Source organism: Jiangella asiatica (assembly GCF_004349065.1).
Taxonomy (GTDB): Bacteria; Actinomycetota; Actinomycetes; order Jiangellales; family Jiangellaceae; genus Jiangella; species Jiangella asiatica.
On the sequence record NZ_SMKZ01000003.1, the window covers coordinates 239221 to 257728 of the forward strand.

Below are 18508 nucleotides of genomic sequence, written 5' to 3' on the forward strand. Positions count from 1 at the left end.
GCGGCCGGTCAGTCACGCCAACGGGTCAGGTGTGACTCCAGGCGAGACCACAGGGAGCCGGTCAGGATGACCAGGGCCGCCATGGCCAGCGTCAGCGCCATGGCGTTGTCGATCTGGAAGTTGTTGCTGTACAGGCGGACGAGGTAGCCGATGCCGTTGGTCGACACGAAGAGCTGTGCGATGACGACGCCGACGAAGCCGTTGCGGATGCCGTGCCAGATGCCCGCGAAGATTCCGGGCGCGGCACCGGGCAGGATCACGTCGAGGAACAGCCGCGTCGGCCGGGCGCCGTACGCGCGGCCCACGTCGTAGAACTTCTGCTCGACCAGGTCCAGCCCGGCGACGACGTTCACCGTCACGTGGACGAACGCCAGCAGCACGCCGAACGCGATGCCCGCGGTGGCGCCCAGGCCGAAGAAGAGCACCAGCAGCGGGAGGAAGACCGACTTGGGCACGACCATCAGCACCATGACGATCGGGAAGTAGGCGTCGCGGAGCAGGCGGTTGAGGCCGAACACCACCCCGGTCACGATGCCCGCGCCGGTGCCGATGGCGAAGGCGGTGAGGAACGCCGCCATGGTCTCGCCCGCGGCGCCGAGCGCCTGGCTGTCGACCGCCAGGTGCCCGAGCGCCTGGAAGACGGCAGACGGCCGGGAGGCGAACTCCTCGTCGACGACGCCGACCTCGGCCAGGACCTCCCAGAGGACGAGCACGGCGAGGACGAAGGCCGCCCTGAGCCAGAGCGCCGCGCGTGCCACGCTCCGCGGCTCGGTCCGGGCCGCCGTCGTCGAGCTCACGACAGCTCCGTCCACTCGGTGAACTTGACGTCATCCACCTCGTCGGCGGACATGTCGAGGGTGAAGCCGACCGTGTCCTGGATGCCGGCGAGCTCCTCGTCGGTGATGGTCCCGTCGGTGGACAGCTCCGGCAGGCTCTCCGCGGCCAGGCGCTCGGCGACCGGCTGCGGGACGTCCCATTCGTTCACCAGGACGTCGATGAACAGCTGCGGCTCGGCCTGCATCCGCTCGACCGTCTCGAAGTAGGCCTCGAAGAAGGTCCGCACCGTGTCGGGGTTCTCCTGCGCGAACGAGTCGACCACGGCGAAGGCCTGCAGGACGTTCTCGCCCACGAAGTCCGACCCGGGGGCCAGGATGACGCCGTCGCCGGACTCCTCCATCTGGAACGCCGCCTGGCTGCTCCACGCGAACGCGTCGATGGACCCGGCCTGGAGCGCCGCCGTCAGCGACGAGAGGTTCCCGAGGCTGGTGAAGGTGTAGTCGGACTCGGACCAGCCGAGCTCCTCGGCCATCCGAACCATGGTGTACTCGCCGGGGGAACCGGCGCCGGTGATGCCGAAGTTGCCGCCCTTCAGATCCTCGACGCTGGTCGTGCCCGGGCTGGCGATGATCCGCTGGTCCCAGTAGGACAGGTTGCTGGCGACGATCGTCATCGGGACGCCGGAGCGGATGCTGACGGCCTCGCTGCCGGCGCCGGCCAGGGCGATGTCGGCGTCGCCGCCGGCCATGATCTGCCCGATGGTGGGCGTGGTGCCCTCGACCACCTCGACGTCCAGGCCCGACTCGTCCCAGGTGCCCAGCGTCTCGCCGGCCTGGACGGCGATGAACGGGAAGGAGTTGGAGACGGACGTGGCGACGCGGACGGTGGTGGAGCCCGACCCCTCGCCGCTCGTCTCGTCGTCAGAGCCACAACCCGCGAGCACCAGGGAGGCAGTGGACAGTGAAAGCAGTGCTGCCGCACGGCGGCGAGTGGTTCTGATCATCTTCCCCATCCTCGTTTCCGTACTCTGAAAGTAGGTTTCGCCCTGCGGTACGGCGAACGTACCCAGGGTCCCCTGTGGTGTCAATCACTCGTTCTGGCCGGGCGCACTTGTTAACCACGCAGAAACACCTGCGTACCGAGGCCGGCCGCGACGGCGCGCCGCGCGGCGAGCTGGGCGGCCATCAGGTCCGCGGCGGCGAACCCGACGGTCTTGAGCACCCTGGGCCCGCCGCGCCCGCGAAGCGCCGCCGGCAGGCCGTCCACGACGTCGCCGAGCTCGACGACGTCGTCGCGGGAGATCCGGCCCGCATCGATGACGTGCGCGACGTCCCCCGCGCCGTCGATGGCGCCCGGCTTCGTGTCCACGACGACGACGCCGGCACGCGCCACCGTGTCCGGAGCGATCTCGGCGGCGCCTGGATCATGACTCCCGACGCCGCAGACGAGGGTGTCGTCGGCAACCCACCGGTCGTCGATCACGGGAGACCGCGCGGTCGTCGCCGCGACCATGACGTCCGCGCCCTCGCAGGCCTCCTCGGCCGACCGCGTCGACCGGACGACGACCTCCCGGCCCGATCCGCTCAGCTCCCGCCGCAGGTCGTCGACGAACGCCTCCCGCGGGCCGTCCCGGCGCGACGTCACCCTGATCTCCCCGACCCCGGGCAGCGCGTGCACGACGGCGAGGGCCTGCGTGCGCGCCTGGATGCCGGCACCGACGATCGTCAGCACGGTGGCACCCTCGCGAGCCAGCTGCCTGGCGGCCAGCCCGGTCATGGCTCCGGTGCGCAGGTCCGTGATCAGCTCACCGTTGAGGAGCACCTCGCCCAGCTCCGGGTCGAGCAGCAGGATGGCGGCCGCGCTGGCCTCGAGCCGCCCGGGGTCGTCCCCGGCGGCGTACCAGACCTTCGTCCCGGCGTAGCTGTCGGCGACCACGCCCGGCATCACCAGCATCTCGATCCCGGTGCTCCGTGCGGTGAGTGCGGTGCGCGACGGCACCGTCACCGACCCGGCCACCCACGCGCGGGCCGCGTCCTCGACGGCGGCGAAGGCGTCGGCCATCGTGAACACCTGCCGCAGCTCGCTCCGGTTGACGACGAGCAAATCTCTGTCCTCCTGCCTGTCGCGGCCTCACCAGATGGTCTGGCCACCGTCGATCGCCAGTGACGCGCCCACCACGAAGGACGCCTCGTCCGAGGCGAGGTAGACCACCGCCTCCGCCACCTCCGACGTCTCCCCGTACCGGCCCGCCGGGATGGTCGCCGTCCGCTGCCGCCGAAAGTCGGCGTCCTCCAGGTAGTGCCGGTTCAGGTCCGTGACGAACGTGCCGGGCGCGATGCTGTTCACGCGCACGCCCAGCGGCGCCAGCTCCAGCGCCATGGACCGGGTCAGCATCGCGGTGCCGCCCTTCGACGACGCGTACGGGGCGCTGCCCGGCCAGGCCTGGACCTGCCGCGTCGACGAGACGTTCACGATCGCGCCGTAGCCGGCGGCGGCCATGTGCCGAGCCGCGGCCTGGCCGACCAGGAAGTAGCCGGTCAGGTTGGTGTCGATGACCCGCCGCCACTCCGTCTCGTCGAGCTCGAGAAACGGCGTCGTCGCCATGACGCCGGCGTTGTTCACCAGGATGTCCAGCCCGCCGAGGCCGCCGATCGCGTCGTCGACCAGGCGGGCGACGTCGTCGGCGCGCGTGACGTCGCCGCTGACGGTCCGCGCGACGCCGCCCGCGTCGCGGATCGCGTCGCGGATCGCGTCGCCGCCGCCCGGCATGCGTGAGTGGACCGCCACCGCGGCTCCCGCCCTGGCCAGGCCGGTCGCGATCGCGGAGCCGAGGCCTCCGTTCGCCCCGGTCACCAGCGCGCGCCGGCCGGTCAGGCTGGTCATCGCGGGCTCGGGGTGGTCGTCGGGCGGTCCGAGGCGCGCTCGGCCGCGTGGAGCAGGCTCCCGATGCCGAGGTCCGGCTGCCGGATGCGCAGCGTGCGCAGGCACCACCAGACGATGCTCTGGTTGGTGGTGATGACTTGCTTGCCCAGGTCGGCCTCGAGGTAGTCGACGACCTGGAGCGTCGCCAGGTTGGTCGAGACGATCACGACGGTGTCCGCCTTGGCGGTGTCGACGGACCTGGCGATCTCGTACGCCATCGTCGCCGGCTGGCGGTTGGTGAGGTACCAGACCCGTGGATCTGCCGACTCCAGGCTGAAGTCCCGGTGCAGCGACGCGGCGATCTCGTAGCCCTGCGCGTTCAGCGTCGCCTCGAGGATCTCCCCGGACCGCGCCGAGTACGGGGTCGCGAGGGCGAGCCGGCGGGCGCCGACGTGCGCCAGCGCGACCACGAGCGCGTTCGTTGCGGTCACCACCGGGACGCCGCACTCGACCTCGATGGTGCCCGCCAGCGTCTCCCGTGCGCCGTCGCCGCCGTTGAAGCTGGTCTCGGCGCAGGCGTAGACCGCCGCGTCGAGGCCGAGCTCTCGGATGGCGCTCGCCAGCTCGACGGCCTGCCGGCGCATCCGTTCCGGCTCGGTCTCGGTGAGCCGGAGCGCGTGGAAGCTGACGCCGGGGAGCACGAGGGCGTTGAGCTCGGGTTCCATGACGACGTTGTCGGCGGGCAGGATCAGCCCGATCCGGGCCCGCCAGCCGTAGGCCCCGTGCCGCGTCGACACGAGCTTCATGCGCGCCCGCCGTCGGGCAGCAGGTAGCCGTCGAGGTCGGGCATCGACCAGTCATGCCTGGCCAGCACGTCACTCAGGAGCCAGTTCTCCATGCCGAGGACCTTCGGCGCCTCGTACATGCGCCGCTCGTCGCCCATCGGGGCGGTCGCGTCGATGCCCATCTTGGCGCTGGTGCGGGCCGCCGGTGCGGACGGGTCGAGGGTCGGGCTGTAGAGGTTGGGGACGATGACGACGTCCTTGTCCGGCTGGACCCGGGTGTTGACCGCCCACTCGACCTGCTGGAGGTCGTACGGATCGATGTCGTCGTCGACCACCGTGACCAGCTTCGCGCCCAGCCCGCTGGCCAGCAGCGCCAGCATCACGTTGCGCGCGTCGGCCGGGTGCCGCTTCTTCAGCGACACCACGACGTGGTGCCGGGTCGTGCCGCCAGGGGTGACGTGGACGCTCCTGATCTCCGGCGTGACGCGCCGTGCCTCCCGGTAGGCGAACGCCGTCGCGCTGGGCTGCATCATCCAGTGGTTCTCCGTCATGGGCGTGCCGGTCAGCGTGTTCTGGTACAGCGCCCCGCGGCGATGGGTGATCGCGGTGACCCGCATCACCGGGGTCGGCTTGGCCTCGCTGTACGTGCCCGGGTACTCGCCGAAGGGGCCGTCGGACTCCAGGCGCCCGATCTCCACCAGCCCTTCCAGGATGATCTCGGCGTGTGCCGGCACCCGGACGTCGACCGTCCTGCACGTCGTGAGCTCGAGCGGTTCGCCGCGCATCCCGCCGGCGATGGAGAACTCGTCGACGCCGTACGGCGCCCGGGCCTGCGAGGCGATCTGGGTGACCGGGTCCGCGCCGATGACGACCGCGATGGGGGCCTCCTGGCCCTTCTCGTGCCACCGCTCGATGATGGTGCGAAGGTGCCGGCCGAGTGGAGCGAAGACCGTCAGGTGGTTGCGGTCCACCGGCAGCTGCCGGTGGATCGAGACGTTCGCGACCCCGGTCTGCGGATCGTGCGCGACCTGGAGTCCGGCGGTGAGGTAGCGGCCGCCGTCGAGTTCGAAGTGGCGCAGGAGCGGCAGCCGCGACACGTCGACGTCGTCGCCGGTGACCACCACCTCCTGGCACGGCGCGGCCGCGGAGCTGACCTCCGGCTCGAGCATCTGCTGTTCGAGCTCGCCGAAGTTGCGCAACAGGTAGTCGTATTCGTGACCGAGGGCCAGCGCGACGCGGCGTGACGACCCGAACAGGCCGCTGACACACGCGAAGTCGCTGTCGCGCATCCGGGCGAAGCGGAGGGCAGGGCCGTCCAGATCGGAGGACTGCTTGGTGAGCGCCACCGCTTGGTACTCCCAGTCGACGACCTCGTCGACGGTCACCAGGTCTCCCCGGTGTTCGAGAGCAGAGAGGAACTCACGCAGATCTCGCCACGCCCTCTTCATCTGGCTCCATTCGCAGTATGGAAGTGCCTTCCGTAGTACGAAGCACATGCAATAGCATTCGCGGAGAAACTGTCAAGGAAATGATCAGCGCTTCCGTACGATGGGAGCGTCAGCACGCTGGACCATCAGGAAGGGCCTATGAACGTCGTGATCCGCACGTTGAACGTGCTCACGCTGGTGGGGGAGTCCCGCGACGGCGTCTCCCTCACGGAGGTCAGCGAACGTCTCGGCTACCCCCTGGCCACGGCGCATCGTCTGCTCAAGGTCCTGGCTGACGAGGAGTTCATCCGGCGTGACCCCGTGACCCTGGAGTACCACCCGGGGCGCCGGCTGCTGCGGCTCTCGTCGGTCACCCGGCGCGAGACCCTGGGCGCGACGGCCGAGCTGAACATGAAGACGCTGAGCGAGCGCTTCAACGAGACGGTGATGCTCACCCAGCTCATCGACCGCCGCGCCGTGTGCGTCGCCCTGGTCGAGAGCCGCCGGCCCCTCCACCTCTCGGTGAAGATCGGGCAGGCCGTGCCTCTGCACGCGGCCGCGAGCGCACGTGTCCTCTACAGCGGGTACGACGACGACGCCATCCGCGCGCTGCTCGACGGCCACGACTTCGTCCGCCTCATGCCCAGCACGCCGTCCACCATCGAGGAGGTCCTCGCCCACGTCGAGAACATCCGGCGGTACGGCTACGACGTGTGCGACAACGAGTTCGACTTCGACATCTGGGCGGCCTCGGCACCGGTCCGCGACGACACCGGCGCCATCGTCGCCGCCGTGACCCTCACCGCGACCCAGGACCGCAGCGTGCCGGCGCAGCGGCGGCACGAGATCATCCAGGCGGTGGTGTCGACCGCCGAGGACATCACCCTGGCGATCGGCGGAGTGTCGGCCCGGTCGCACGACGGCACCGTCCCCGCATGAGCGCCCCGACGGCGCCGCGCCGGCTGGTCGTGGCGATCACCGGTGCCTCCGGTGCGCTCTACGGGACGCGGCTGCTGGAGATCTGCGCCTCCCTCGGCGACGTCGAGACACACCTGATCGTCAGCCGGGGCGCCCGCCGGACCATCGCGTCGGAGACGGGGCGGACGGTGGCCGAGGTGGCGGCGCTGGCCGACGTCGTCCACGCCGAGGGCGACCTCGGCGCCGCCATCTCCAGCGGCTCGTTCCCGACGTGCGGGATGATCGTGGCCCCGTGCTCCATCAAGACCCTGTCCGGCATCGCCAACTCCTACGACGACAACCTCGTGGTGCGCAGCGCCGACGTGACGTTGAAGGAGGGGCGGCCGCTGCTGCTGATGGTGCGCGAGACGCCACTGCACCGCGGTCACCTGCGGCTCATGACCCTCGCCGCGGAGAGCGGCGCCGTCATCTATCCGCCGGTGCCCGCCTTCTACACCAACCCGTCGTCCGTCGCGGACCTCGTCGACCACAGCTGCCGCCGTGCCCTGGAACGCATCGGCATCGGCACACCGGACACGTTCCGGTGGCAGGGGATGCGGGACGCGAGCGCGGTCACGAGTGCGTGACGCGCCCGCCCAGCATCGTGAGGACGACGCGGTGCCGCACCGGGTGACCGTCGAACGGCGTGTTCCGCGACCGGCTGTGGTGGTCCGCGACCGCCAGGGAGTACTCGGGTCCGGTCTCGACCACGCAGAGGTCGGCCGCCGACCCGACGGCGAGCGCCACCCGCGGGAGCTGCCCGAGCGAGGCGGGCACGGACGACATCACCTGGGTCAGCCGGCGCCAGTCCGTACCGCTCGCTGACGACAACACGCCGGCGACTATCGGCAACGCCGTCTCCAGGGCCGTCAGCCCGAACGCCGCCTCCGTCCACGGCCGCGCCTTCGTCCGCGCCGGATGCGGTGCGTGGTCCGTCCCCACCACGTCGATGGTCCCGTCCGCCACTGCCTCCCGCAGGGCCCGGACATCCTCCGCCGAGCGCAACGGCGGGTTGACCTTCAACGCGGGCCCGCGGGCCACCGCGTCGGTGTCCTGGAGCACCAGATGATGCGGCGTGACCTCCGCGGTGACCGGGGCCCCGACCTGCTTGGCCCAGCGGATCAGGTCCACCGACCGGCGGGTGGAGACGTGGCAGACGTGCAGGTGGCCGCCCGTCGCGCGGGCGATGGCGATGTCGCGGGCGACGACCGCTTCCTCGCCCGCGTCGGGCCAGCCCGGGCAGCCGACGCTCGCGGCGACGCGCTCGTTGATCACGCCGGCTCCGGCGATGCCGGCGCTCTGCGCGTGCTGCGCGAAGACACCGCCGCGCTCGGCCAGCTCCGTCAGGAGCCGGTACACGAGCCCGTCGTCGCCGACGCAGTGCCCGTCGTCGGAGAACAGCACGACCCCGGTCCGACGCAGGGCGGCCACGTCGACCAACTCCTCGCCGGCCTGGCGCATGGTCGCGGCGGACACGACGTGCACGCGCGCGTCCGCTCGTGCAGCCCGCCGCCGGACGTCCCGGACGCGCTCGACACCGTCGGTCACCGGGTCGGTGTTCGCCATCGCGAACACGTCGGTGTACCCACCGGCCGCGGCGGCACGGGTGCCGGTGGCGATGGTCTCGGCGGTCTCCCCGCCCGGTTCGCGCAGGTGGGTGTGGAGGTCCACGAAGCCGGGAAGCAGCACCCTGGAGGTGTCCTCCGCGGCCGCGGCGGGTGCGATGCGGACCAGCCGGCCTGCCTCGACGGTCACGTCGACGCGCTCGGGTCCGCCGGCCAGCCGGACGTTCTCGACCACGAGACCGCCGTCGGGCAGCTCCCGGACCGCGCTCATGCGAGGGCTCCCCACTCGGCGTCGACGGCGGCCATGGCCCGCACCAGGACGTCGGTTCCCCGCGCGATGTCGGCGAAGCTCGTGGTCTCCTCCGGCACGTGGCTGAGGCCGCCCACGCTGGGCACGAAGATCATGCCCGTGCGCGTGATCCGGCTGATCTGCTGCGAGTCGTGGCTGGCCCCGCTGGAGAGCAGGCGGTACGGGAGGTCGAGGTCCCGGGCGGCGCGCACGATCGTGTCGACGAGGTCGACCGGCAGGATCACCGGGGACGTGTCGCCGATGATCGTCGTGTCGATCCCCACCCCGCGTTCGGCGCAGATCTGCCGGAACCGGTCGTCGAGCAAGTGCGCGGTGCGGCGCTGGCGAGCGCTGTCGAAGTCCCGGACGTCGATGGTGAAGGCCACGCGGCCCGGAATCGTGGTGATGGAGCCGGGGTGCACGTCGAGCCGGCCGACGGTCACGCGGGTGCCGTGATGGGTGGCGTCGGTGGCGACCCGTTCGCACAGCAGGACGCACTCCGCCGCGGCCACCAGCGCGTCCTGGCGCTGGTGCATCGGCGTACCGCCGGTGTGCGAGGCCACTCCGTCCAGCCGGACGAGCAGCCGGGTGCTCCCGGAGATCGCGTCGACCACTCCGATGACGGTGTCGGACGCCTCCAGGACCGTGCCCTGCTCGATGTGCAGCTCGATGAAGGCGAGCCACTCCTCGCTGTTCCACCGCGACTCCGCGATGCGGCCGGGTTCCAGGCCGACCGCGCGCATCGCCTCCGTCATCGTCACACCGTGCGCGTCGGCGAGCGCGTCCAGCTGCGGTGGTGAGACGATCCCGGCGGCGGCCCTGCTGCCGTTGCACGCCTGGCCGAACCGGGCCCCTTCCTCCGCGGCGAACGCGACGAAGCGCCAGGTCGCGCGCGGACGCCACCCGCTCGACACGACGGCACGGGCAGCCTCGATGGCCGCGCACACCCCGGCGATCCCGTCGAAACGGCCGGCCTGGGGCACCGAGTCCAGATGCGACCCGGTGCCGATGGCGGGCGCGCCCTCGACGCGGCCCGGTAGCTCGGCGACGGTGTTGCCCGCGGTGTCCGTCCAGACCGTGAGCCCGAGCGCGGACAGCTCACGGGCGAAGACGGCGTGCGCCTCGCGTTCCAGCGCGGAGTAGCCGAGCCTGGTGACGCCGGTGCCGGGCTCGGACAGCGCGGCGAACTCGTCGATCAGCTTCTCGATGTGACCGGCCCCGATCGGCCGCGCTGCCTCGGACGTGGCCCGAGTGCCCGTCACAGGTCCTCCAGGACGATCGACGGCAGCCCCGACCGGCTCGCGGGACCACCCCTCAGCACCGACAGGGCGATGACCGGGTGGAGCCCTTCGGTCTGGACCAGCCCTTCGAGCGGGTCCAGCAGGCGGCTCTCGCTCCAGCGCGTCGCGACCAGCGCGACCCGGGTGCCGGGCGGCAGGTTCGCGTCGAGGGACAGCAGGCCCAGGCTCTCGTGGGCGCGGAGCACGCGCACCCGGAGCTCGGCGGCGAGCACCTGCGCGAACACCGCGTCGTCGTCACCGCTCCAGCACACCACCGCCGCGACGGCGTGATCGCTCACCGTCTGCGCGGCCGCGGCCCCGAGGCGCTGGACCGCCACCGGTTCGACGCTGGTGTCGAACTCGCCGTCGGCGCTGAGTCCCGCCCGGATGTCGTCGCGGACACTGCTCACGTTGATCCCTCCCTGATCGAGCCGCCGGCATCGACGACGAACAGCGCGCCGGTCGCGTCGGACCCGCCGAACACGCTTTGGTGGTGCACGGCGGTCAGGCCGTGCGCATCGCACCACGCCCGGAGCCCGGCGAGGCTGTCGTGGTGGACGGCGACGAGGCTGGCGTCCTCGCCCGCGTGCACCTCGCCGAAGGTGAGCCCCGTGGCGTCGCCGGACAGCGCGGCGAAGGGGAGCCCAGCCGCGAGGGACAGGCCGGTGCCAAGTGCCTCCGCGCCATCGCCGGCGACGACGACCCGGGTCGCGCGCGCGGGGACGCCCTCCGCGAGCAGCAGCGCGATCCGGCGCATGACCGCCGGGCGGCTCATCCAGCGCCCGGCGGCGTCCCGCCCGCCCGCGCCGAGCGCGGCCAGGTCCTGCGCCAGCTCGAGCGCGGAACCCGGCCCTTGCGGAAGGGCCGCCAGTGGATCGGTGGATTTCCGTTGTACGGAAGCGGCATCCATACAACGGATATTAGTCCTCGCGTCCGTTCAATTGGAAGCCCGGGATCTGTCTATGTCGTCTCGGCGCCGGCGGTGAGTAGGACGCAGCAGCGGCCGGCCGCCGGGGCGAGGTGTGCCCTGAGGACATCGGGCGCAAGGGCCCCGGCGAGGGCCGAGAGCAGTGCGTGGTTCATCCCGCAGACCAAGGCTGTGTGCTCCCGCGCCAGCGCGTCGAACGGACAGTTGGCCAGCTGGACGCCGTCGTCGTACGGGCGCGGCTCGTAGCCGTTCCGGGCCAGCACCTCCGTCGCGGAACGCAGTGCCAGGGCCGGGTCGACGCCGGTGGCGAGACTCTGACCGTGCTCCCGGGCGGCACCGGTCAGGGCGTCGGCGACCGGGGTGCCGGTGGACGTGGACCGGCTGATCGCGCGTGCCATGAGCTCCGCGGCGAGCTCGTAGCGCCGTTCGGGCAGGGAGACGGTGATCGGGCTCGACGTCCGCCGGTAGAGCTTCGCCGGGCGGCCCGCGCCCGGGCCGGTGCGTCCGGTCAGCCGGGCGTACTCGACCTGGAGCAGGCCGGCCACCTCGAGCCGGTCGAGGTGGAACTTGGCCTGATGACGGGGGAGGCTAAGGGCTGCGGCAGCCTGATCGCGGCTGACCGGATCGGGTTGCGAGCACACGTATCGGTACAGCGCACGCCGGGTGTCGTCGGCCAGCGAGCCGATGCCGGCGACGCGGTCCTCGAAGTCGGTCACGTGCGGATCTCCAGCCATTCGTATCGAACGGTTGTCTTGACGATAGACCCTGGTGATTCTAGCGTAGAGAAATCTCTCCGATAGAAGGAGGAGTCGTCATGACACAGACCAGCGGTACCGCGCCCGCACGAACGTGGAGCAGCCCTCCCGGCCGCGCCTTCCTGATGCTGCGAACGCTCTTCACGGTCGCGCCGATCCTGTTCGGGCTGGACAAGTTCGCCGAGGTGATGGTCGATTGGCCCATCTACCTCGCGCCGTGGGTCGACGACCTGGTTCCGGGAAGCGCCTCGGACGCGATGTACGTGGTCGGCGTCATCGAGATCCTGGCCGGCCTGCTGGTGGCCGTGGCTCCCCGGATCGGTGCCTACGTGGTGGCCGCGTGGCTGGCCGGCATCATCGTCAACCTGCTGACCGTCCCCGACTACTACGACGTGGCGCTGCGTGACTTCGGCCTGCTGGTCGCCGCACTGGCGTTGGCCCAGCTCGCCGAGGCACACCGGCCCGTCAGACGGTGAGGTCCTCCCAGGCGAACGTGGTGGTCTCGCCGGGCTCCGCGGTGAAGGTCCTGTGGGCCGCCATCGCGCACGTCTTCTCCGCGACAGGCCTCCGTGTCATGTCTGCCGACGCTGGTGCGGAGCCCGGAGGAGGTTCCATCGCCTTACCAGGAGGTGCCCTGCCCATCACGGGCCGACAACGGCAGTGACACCTGTATCCGCGTGCCGCCGCCGGCTGGGCTGGTGATCCGGAACGTTCCGCCGAGTGCCTCCACCCGGTCGGACAGGCCGGCGAGTCCGGTCCCGTCCGTGAGGTCGGTACCGCCGACGCCGTCGTCGCGCACCAGCAGCCGGAGGGTGCCGTCGCGTTCCTCCGCGACGATCTCCGCGTGTGTCGCGTTGGCGTGCTTCGCCGTGTTCGTCAGTGCCTCGGAGACGACGTAGTAGGCCGCGACCTCCACCGGGTCCGCATACCTCTTCGCCAGCCGCAGCGACAGCTCGACCGGCACAGCGGACCGGCGCGCGAGCGTGCGCAGCGCCGGGCCGAGACCGCTCTCGGACAGGATCGCCGGATGGATGCCACGGGACAGCTCGCGCAGCTCGTCGAGCACCTCGGTGAGGTCGTCGGCCATGCGGCCGAGGTCCCCGCTCAGGGCAGGCAGGGTGTTCGGGACCTCCGCCTGGGTGTTCCGCAGCTCCAGCGCGAGCGACACCAGCCGCTGCTGGGCACCGTCGTGCAGGTCGCGTTCCAGACGGCGGCGGGTGGCGTCGGCGGTGGCGATCACCCGGGCTCGGGAGGCCGCGAGCTGTGCGCGGCTCTCGGTGTTGGCGATGGCGGTGGCGACGATCTCGGTGAAGGCGATCATCCGCTCCTCGGTGTCGGCGGCGATGGGCGCGCCGCGCGAGGCCACGCCGATGATGCCCCACAGGCGTCCCTCGACGAGGATCGGGCCCGCGACCCCGGACCTGATGCCCTCACCGCGCAGGCTGGGCGGCAGGTCGTCGTCGGCCAACCCGGCGTAGCTCAGCCGGGCCGGCCGGCGGGTCCGGCGCACGGCCTCGATGGTGGCGGGCTGATCCGAGGGCCGCCGGGTGCCGGGCCGGCGCAGTCCCGGGTCCCGCCAGCCGCGGGCGGCGAGGTAGGTCGCCGTGCCGTCGTCCTCGAACCGCAGGATCGACGTGCAGTCGGCGCCGAACAGCGACATGACCTCGTCGGCGACGGCCGCGAAGACCGGGCTGGGGTCGCCGCCCCTGGCCGCCAGCGTCGCGACCCGGCGCAGCGCGGCCTGCTCGTCGGCGATCCTGCGCAGCTCGGCCCGTGACTCTGCGTTGGTGATGGCGGTGGCCACGAGCTCGGTGAACCGGGCGACCCTCGTCTCGGTGTCGGGCGGGAACGATTTCGGGCTCCTGGACGACACCGCGATGACGCCCCACAGCTCGCCGCCCACGACGACCGGGCAGCCGATCGACACCCGGATGCCGAGCGTGCGGGCCTCCGTGGCGACCGAGCCCCGGACGCCGTCGAACCCCTCGATCCGGACCGGTCCGCCCGCCCGGCGCACGTCCCGCGCCACGCTCACCTCGCCTGGCGGGATCCGGACGTCGACGTCCTGGTGTGGCGCCGACCGTCCCCAGGCGGCGACGCCGGCCGCCGTCCCGTCCGGCTCGTAGCGTTCCATCCGGACCAGGTCGGCGTCCCACAGCAGGCCCACCTCACGGGTGACCGCCTCGAAGAGGTCGGCCGCCGGCACGCCCTCCGCCACCAGCGTCGCGACCCGGCGCAGCGCGGACTGCTCCCCGGCCAGCCGCTCGGACTCGCGTGCCGAGCGACGCAGCCCCGCGGCCAGGTCCGCTACCACGATGGACGTCGCGGTGAAGACGCCAAGGGTCACGGCGGCCAACCGTCCGGGTCGTGGGGGGTCGAAGACCAGGACGAACGCGAACGTGCTGGAGACCGAGGCGACCAGGGCCGGGCCGGCACCCCACCAGATCGCTACCGGCAGGACGGCCAGCAGGTACAGCACGAGCAGCCCGGTGAACGGCGGGTTCGGGTCGACGAGCCAGATCAGGCCCGTCATCGCCGCCACCAGCGCGACGCCGACGACGGCCCCGGCCACCCACCGCCGCAGCGGCGAGCCAGTCAGGGGCACTCGTCCTCTACTGTTCTCCGGCCGCCACCACATCTCGTACGGCCCTCGCCGACAGGTGTGCCTTCCAGACGAACCCGACAGCCGGGCTGGACGCGACCAGCTCCGCCACCTCGTCTTCTCGGTGCGTGGAGATCAGCACGACATGCGGCGGAGCCGATGCCTCGGTGGCCGCCACGATCCGCCGGGCGAGGTCGAGACCGCTCTCGGTGCCCAGGACGATGTCGACCAGCACGACGTCCGGCCGTAGCGCTTCGACCTGATCGAGCGCATCAGTCATCGTGGTCGCAGTCCCCACCACCTCCAGGCCGCCGCGTTCGAGGCTGGAACGCGCCACGGCCAGGAACCTCTCGTTGTCGTCAACGATGACACAACGCCGCACCACTTCTCCAGCCTTGCACCTAGGTGTCCAGGTGGCATTGCTGCTAGCGGGAAACCTGATCAGGGACAAAGGTCCTCCTGGTCAGGAACTCCTGCATGGCCGCGGCCGCGTCGCGCAGGCGCTGCGCCAGCTGCAGCGCCTGCTCGACGTCCAGCTCGTACTCGCCTACGGCGCCGTCCTCGCCGGACCACCGCACCCGCAGCAGGCCGGTGTGGTGCTGCCCCTGCACGGTGGCCGGCGAGTGGGGTTCTGTGGGGTCAGCCGCCGATGGCGAGTCGTGGCGCCAGGGGACGGCCGATGGGGGGCTCGACCTCCGGCCCGGCGCCACGACAGGCGAAGCGTCGTCGGACCTCCTCGCGCGTGGTTCGAACGAACGCATGCGCTCCAGTCTCGCCCCCGGGAGCGGGCCAGCACATCGCCGCCAGCAACCATTTCGGCCGGGGGCCAGCAGGGGCCGGGTGTTCCAGCTAGCCGGTAGACGAGATGCCAGCCGGCCCCGACGACACCGCGCCCGTCGCGGCGGGTCGATGCCGCTACCAACGATCGAGATAGGTGAGGACGGCCAGGACGCGACGGTGGTCGTCGCCTGTCTCCGGGAGGTCGAGCTTGGTCAGGATGCTGCGCACGTGTTTCTCGATGGTGCCCTCGCTGACCCACAGCCGGCGGGCCACCCCGGCGTTGGACCGTCCTTCCGCGACCAGGGCCAGCACCTCGCGCTCGCGGTCGGTCAGCGCGGCGAGCGGATCGTGCCGGCGCCGGACGCCGACCAGCTCCTGGACCAGCGCCGGATCGACCACCGATCCACCGCGCGCCACCCGTTCGACCGTCTCGATGAACTCCGCCACGTCGGTCACGCGGCTCTTGAGCAGGTATCCGACGCCCTCGCCGCTGGCCAGGAGCTGCATCGCGTGTTCCACCTCTGCGTGCGCCGACAGCAGCAGGATCGCCACGTCGGGATGCTGGTGCCGGATCGCCTGGGCCGCCTCCAGACCCTCGGTGGTGTGGCTGGGCGGCATCCGGATGTCGACCACGACCAGCCCGGGCCGGTGCCGGTCGACCAGGTCGAGCAGCTGCGGGGCGTCGCCGGCCTGCGCCACGACGTCGAACCCGGAGCGGTCGAGCAGGCTCGCCAGTCCCTCCCGCAGGAGAATGTCGTCGTCGACGACGACCACCCGTGTCCCGCTCATCGGTGCACCACCTCGACGCTTCGCCGCACGGCGAGAGGCCTGTGGGACCAGTGTGGCAGCGAACCGGGCATCCGGCGCCGCCCGCGACCCGGTGGTCCGCCGTTGCCCGGTTGGTACCGCGGTTGCGCCGTACGCAAACCATCCGGGGGACTTCGTCGTACACAGCGTGAGCCACCGCTGGACCTCGCCCCGGGAGGCAGCCATGCCCAGCGCCCGACGACTGACCGCACTCGTCGCAAGCCTCGCCCTCACCGTGGGAGCCGTGGCCATCGGTGCTGGAGCCGCAAAAGCCGCCGACACGCCGCCCGCGCCGCCGACCGGCCTGCGCGCCGTCGACGTGGGGACGGACTCGTTCTCAGTCGCGTGGGACCCGGTCGAGGGCGCCACGACCTACCACTTCTCGTTCATCCCGCTGGAGCCGTTCGCGGGCTACCGGCGAGGTGAGACCGATCAGCTGACCACCATGTTCACGGGCCTGATGTTCGACGTCCCGTACAAGGTCACCGTCCGCGCGTTCGTCCCGTCGGCGTACCCGAACCAGTACTCCGACACCGCGACGATCACCGTCCGGACCGCGGTCCCGGAGGGCTACGTGCTGCCGAGCGCGCCGCGGGACCTGAGGGTCGAGCGCGACGCGTCGGGCCGCATCGAACGGGTCCGGTGGGACGCGTCAGCGGTGGGCTTCGGCCCGCTCACGTACCAGCTGCGGCTTGCCAGCGCGGACCTGCCGGAGGTGGACGGCGTGTGGTCCACCACGAGCGGGCTCACCGTCGACGCCGGCGACCTGCCGTTCGACGCCGGGATCTTCACGCCCGGCCAGCAGGTCACCGTCTCGGTCACCGCCAGCGACATCAGGCGCAACGCCTCGCCGGCGGCCGAGCTGACGTTGACCTGCTGCGCCTTCTGACCGCCGGGCGCGTGATCAGCTACCGCACCGAGGTCGCCAACGTCGAGGCACTGGCCGAGGAGGTGGTTTGGCACGGCCGTGTCTGCCCGCGGAGCTCGCGCCGCGCGGTTGACCGGCCGTGTGCGGAGTCTGGGTCGATGACGGTGTTTGGCGACGCCCGAAGCGCCCCGTACGGGCGTTCCCGCCGTGAGGCCTGTGGTCGGACGTTGTCGGTGGGTCTGGGTAGGGTAGTTCACATGTTCGAGGAAGATGGCCTGCCTGCTGGCCCACTGGTCGGTCGCGACCCGCGGACCGGTGTGTGGGTCAGTTATGAACCGTGGGAGCTTCCACACGACCAGCCGGCCACGCATGGGCTCTTGCCCGACGGATTCCTCCACGCGCCGCCGCCCGACCCGGAGCTGGTGTCTCCTACGCGGGCCGACCGTGCACGGTCGCTTCCGGCGCCGCCGCACCGAATGCCGCCGGCCTCGGCACAAGCTAACCCGGGGCCATCGGCCTCGGCCATGGCCGACCCGGTGCAGACCGACCCGGTGCCGGCTGATCCGGCGCCGCCGGGCCCGGAGCCGGTGGACCCGGTGTTGGTGGGTGGGATGGTGCCGGGGCCGGAGCTGGCTGGGGTGTTGGCGGGCACGGACCTGGCCGGTGTCGATACCTACGCTTTGGTGGAGGCGGTGGCCGGGTGGGCTCGGTTGGCTGCCTGGGTGGCCGCGGGCCGGGCCGGCGCGCTGGCCGAGCTCAGCACCCGCCCGGAGCTGCAGCCCGGCCGGTGCGGGTACCGGTCGGTGAACCCGATCACCACGACCGCGCTGGAGGTGGCCGCCCGCACGGTGACCACGACTCGGCAGGCGGAGAACCTGGTCGGTAACGCCGTCCAACTCGTCGAGGACTTTCCTGCCACCTGGGCCGCGCTCGAGGCCGGCCAGCTCGATGGGCGCCGCGTGCGGGTGATCACGGGCGAGCTCGGCGGCCAGGACCCTGAGGTTCGTCGGCGGGTCGAGGCCGCGGTGCTGCCGGGCGCATCCACCATGGACACCGTCGCCCTGCGGCGGAGGATCACGCGGCTGTTGCACGAGCTGGCGCCGGTGCAGACCGAGCAGCGCTGCCGGGCCGCGCGGGAGCGTCGCGATGTCACCGTCACCCCGGCCCCGGACGCGATGGCCTACCTGGAGGCGCACCTGCCCGCCGAGGACGCGATCGCGGTCAAGACCGTCCTGGATGCGGCCGCGCACGCCCTCAAACGCGAGGACACCACCGCCGGGCGCGAGCCGCGGACGGCGGGCCAGCGCCGTGCTGATGCCCTGGCCGCGTTGGCCTGGACAGCCCTCGACACGCAACGCATCGGCCCCACCCACACCCGAACCGCCACAACCGACACCGCCACAACCGACACCGCCACGACCGACACCGCCACGACCGACACCGCCACGACCGACACCGTCCCCGCCGACACCGTCCCCGGTGTCACCACCGCCGTCGGCGCGGGCGTCGGCGCGGGTGTGGGTGCTCGGCGCGGGGGTGCGGCGCTGATCACGCTGACCGGCGCGCAGGGCCGGCCGGTCACGGTGCACGTCACCTTCGCGTTCCCCTCCCTGATCGGCGTGGACGACCGCCCCGGCGACCTGGACGGCTACGGCCCGATCCCCGCACACACCGCCCGCCACCTCGCCGCCGCCGGGATCTGGCAATGGGTCCGCACCCACCCCGCGAGTGGCCACTATGTCGATCACGGCCGCATGAGATACCGACCGACGCAGTCACTTATCGACCACGTCGTCCTCCGGGACCGGACCTGCCGCACGCCTGGG

20 protein-coding genes are annotated in these 18508 nt (G+C 72.0%); 5 read left to right on the forward strand and 15 right to left on the reverse strand.

Going from position 1 to position 18508, the window contains the following annotated elements; translation table 11 throughout:
- Positions 1-8 precede the first annotated feature (8 nt).
- From E1269_RS04205 to E1269_RS04230, 6 genes are all read right to left on the reverse strand, one after another.
- Positions 9-797: an ABC transporter permease gene (locus tag E1269_RS04205; RefSeq protein WP_131891642.1), complete on the reverse strand. Its 789-nt coding sequence runs from the start codon at positions 795-797 to the stop codon at positions 9-11.
- Positions 794-1780 (reverse strand): ABC transporter substrate-binding protein, encoded by a 987-nt coding sequence (locus E1269_RS04210; RefSeq protein WP_162606232.1) that lies wholly within the window; start codon positions 1778-1780, stop codon positions 794-796. The genes E1269_RS04205 and E1269_RS04210 overlap by 4 nt, the downstream gene beginning before the upstream one ends.
- Before the next feature lie 110 nt (positions 1781-1890).
- A complete protein-coding gene (locus E1269_RS04215) occupies positions 1891-2880 on the reverse strand; it encodes an ornithine cyclodeaminase family protein (protein ID WP_131891648.1) in 990 nt (329 codons plus the stop codon).
- Between the two features lie 27 nt (positions 2881-2907).
- Complete coding sequence (locus E1269_RS04220) at positions 2908-3660, reverse strand: SDR family NAD(P)-dependent oxidoreductase (RefSeq protein WP_131891651.1); 753 nt, start codon at positions 3658-3660, stop codon at positions 2908-2910.
- Complete coding sequence (locus tag E1269_RS04225; protein ID WP_131891654.1) at positions 3657-4445, reverse strand: maleate cis-trans isomerase family protein; 789 nt, start codon at positions 4443-4445, stop codon at positions 3657-3659. The genes E1269_RS04220 and E1269_RS04225 overlap by 4 nt, the downstream gene beginning before the upstream one ends.
- Positions 4442-5920 (reverse strand): UbiD family decarboxylase, encoded by a 1479-nt coding sequence (locus E1269_RS04230; RefSeq protein WP_131891657.1) that lies wholly within the window; start codon positions 5918-5920, stop codon positions 4442-4444. The genes E1269_RS04225 and E1269_RS04230 overlap by 4 nt, the downstream gene beginning before the upstream one ends.
- 90 nt (positions 5921-6010) lie before the next feature.
- On the opposite strand from E1269_RS04230, the gene E1269_RS04235 reads away from it, so the two are divergent.
- Positions 6011-6790, forward strand: a complete 780-nt coding sequence (locus E1269_RS04235; protein ID WP_131891660.1) for an IclR family transcriptional regulator — start codon at positions 6011-6013, stop codon at positions 6788-6790.
- Positions 6787-7395 carry a UbiX family flavin prenyltransferase gene (locus tag E1269_RS04240; protein ID WP_131891663.1) on the forward strand — a complete coding sequence of 203 codons (609 nt, stop codon included), beginning with the start codon at positions 6787-6789 and terminating at the stop codon, positions 7393-7395. The genes E1269_RS04235 and E1269_RS04240 overlap by 4 nt, the downstream gene beginning before the upstream one ends.
- Here the strand turns inward: E1269_RS04240 and E1269_RS04245 are convergent.
- The 5 genes from E1269_RS04245 to E1269_RS04265 are packed head-to-tail and all read right to left on the reverse strand — an operon-like array spanning position 7382 to position 11586.
- Positions 7382-8644: a dihydroorotase gene (locus E1269_RS04245; RefSeq protein WP_131891666.1), complete on the reverse strand. Its 1263-nt coding sequence runs from the start codon at positions 8642-8644 to the stop codon at positions 7382-7384. The genes E1269_RS04240 and E1269_RS04245 overlap by 14 nt on opposite strands.
- Positions 8641-9924: a Zn-dependent hydrolase gene (locus E1269_RS04250; RefSeq protein WP_203432879.1), complete on the reverse strand. Its 1284-nt coding sequence runs from the start codon at positions 9922-9924 to the stop codon at positions 8641-8643. The genes E1269_RS04245 and E1269_RS04250 overlap by 4 nt, the downstream gene beginning before the upstream one ends.
- A complete protein-coding gene (locus E1269_RS04255; protein ID WP_131891669.1) occupies positions 9921-10352 on the reverse strand; it encodes a hypothetical protein in 432 nt (143 codons plus the stop codon). Before E1269_RS04255 ends, E1269_RS04250 begins: the two co-directional genes overlap by 4 nt.
- Entirely contained in the window at positions 10349-10852 is a 504-nt protein-coding gene (locus tag E1269_RS04260) for a hypothetical protein (protein WP_131891671.1), read from the reverse strand. Before E1269_RS04260 ends, E1269_RS04255 begins: the two co-directional genes overlap by 4 nt.
- A 50-nt stretch (positions 10853-10902) precedes the next feature.
- Positions 10903-11586: a helix-turn-helix transcriptional regulator gene (locus E1269_RS04265; RefSeq protein WP_203432881.1), complete on the reverse strand. Its 684-nt coding sequence runs from the start codon at positions 11584-11586 to the stop codon at positions 10903-10905.
- Between the two features lie 98 nt (positions 11587-11684).
- On the opposite strand from E1269_RS04265, the gene E1269_RS04270 reads away from it, so the two are divergent.
- Entirely contained in the window at positions 11685-12101 is a 417-nt protein-coding gene (locus E1269_RS04270; RefSeq protein WP_131891677.1) for a hypothetical protein, read from the forward strand.
- Between the two features lie 143 nt (positions 12102-12244).
- On the opposite strand, the gene E1269_RS04275 is transcribed toward E1269_RS04270, so the two are convergent.
- The 4 genes from E1269_RS04275 to E1269_RS04290 all read right to left on the reverse strand — a co-directional run bounded on the left by E1269_RS04275 (position 12245) and on the right by E1269_RS04290 (position 15796).
- Positions 12245-14230 (reverse strand): GAF domain-containing protein, encoded by a 1986-nt coding sequence (locus E1269_RS04275; protein WP_162606234.1) that lies wholly within the window; start codon positions 14228-14230, stop codon positions 12245-12247.
- 7 nt (positions 14231-14237) lie between these two features.
- Positions 14238-14564 (reverse strand): response regulator, encoded by a 327-nt coding sequence (locus tag E1269_RS04280; protein WP_239000762.1) that lies wholly within the window; start codon positions 14562-14564, stop codon positions 14238-14240.
- 88 nt (positions 14565-14652) lie between these two features.
- Positions 14653-14838, reverse strand: a complete 186-nt coding sequence (locus E1269_RS04285; RefSeq protein ID WP_131891683.1) for a hypothetical protein — start codon at positions 14836-14838, stop codon at positions 14653-14655.
- Positions 14839-15142: 304 nt separating this feature from the next.
- The gene (locus E1269_RS04290; RefSeq protein WP_131891686.1) at positions 15143-15796 is read right to left on the reverse strand and encodes a response regulator transcription factor; all 654 of its coding nucleotides are present in this window, start codon (positions 15794-15796) and stop codon (positions 15143-15145) included.
- 202 nt (positions 15797-15998) lie between these two features.
- Between E1269_RS04290 and E1269_RS04295 the strand changes: the two genes are divergently transcribed.
- Positions 15999-16703 carry a fibronectin type III domain-containing protein gene (locus E1269_RS04295; protein WP_131891689.1) on the forward strand — a complete coding sequence of 235 codons (705 nt, stop codon included), beginning with the start codon at positions 15999-16001 and terminating at the stop codon, positions 16701-16703.
- Positions 16704-17206: 503 nt separating this feature from the next.
- A partial coding sequence (locus tag E1269_RS04300) for a DUF222 domain-containing protein (RefSeq protein ID WP_131891692.1) occupies positions 17207-18508 on the forward strand: 1302 nt, incomplete at its 3' end.

Excerpts from the sequence above, each read along its gene's own strand:
- E1269_RS04210 (WP_162606232.1), bottom strand. The coding sequence starts at position 1,780 with ATGATCAGAACCACTCGCCGCCGTGCGGCAGCACTGCTTTCACTGTCC.
- E1269_RS04220 (WP_131891651.1), bottom strand. The coding sequence starts at position 3,660 with ATGACCAGCCTGACCGGCCGGCGCGCGCTGGTGACCGGGGCGAACGGA.
- E1269_RS04225 (WP_131891654.1), bottom strand. The coding sequence starts at position 4,445 with ATGAAGCTCGTGTCGACGCGGCACGGGGCCTACGGCTGGCGGGCCCGG.
- E1269_RS04230 (WP_131891657.1), bottom strand. The coding sequence starts at position 5,920 with ATGTGCTTCGTACTACGGAAGGCACTTCCATACTGCGAATGGAGCCAG.
- E1269_RS04235 (WP_131891660.1), top strand. The coding sequence starts at position 6,011 with ATGAACGTCGTGATCCGCACGTTGAACGTGCTCACGCTGGTGGGGGAG.
- E1269_RS04240 (WP_131891663.1), top strand. The coding sequence starts at position 6,787 with ATGAGCGCCCCGACGGCGCCGCGCCGGCTGGTCGTGGCGATCACCGGT.
- E1269_RS04245 (WP_131891666.1), bottom strand. The coding sequence starts at position 8,644 with ATGAGCGCGGTCCGGGAGCTGCCCGACGGCGGTCTCGTGGTCGAGAAC.
- E1269_RS04260 (WP_131891671.1), bottom strand. The coding sequence starts at position 10,852 with ATGGATGCCGCTTCCGTACAACGGAAATCCACCGATCCACTGGCGGCC.
- E1269_RS04270 (WP_131891677.1), top strand. The coding sequence starts at position 11,685 with ATGACACAGACCAGCGGTACCGCGCCCGCACGAACGTGGAGCAGCCCT.
- E1269_RS04290 (WP_131891686.1), bottom strand. The coding sequence starts at position 15,796 with ATGAGCGGGACACGGGTGGTCGTCGTCGACGACGACATTCTCCTGCGG.
- E1269_RS04295 (WP_131891689.1), top strand. The coding sequence starts at position 15,999 with ATGCCCAGCGCCCGACGACTGACCGCACTCGTCGCAAGCCTCGCCCTC.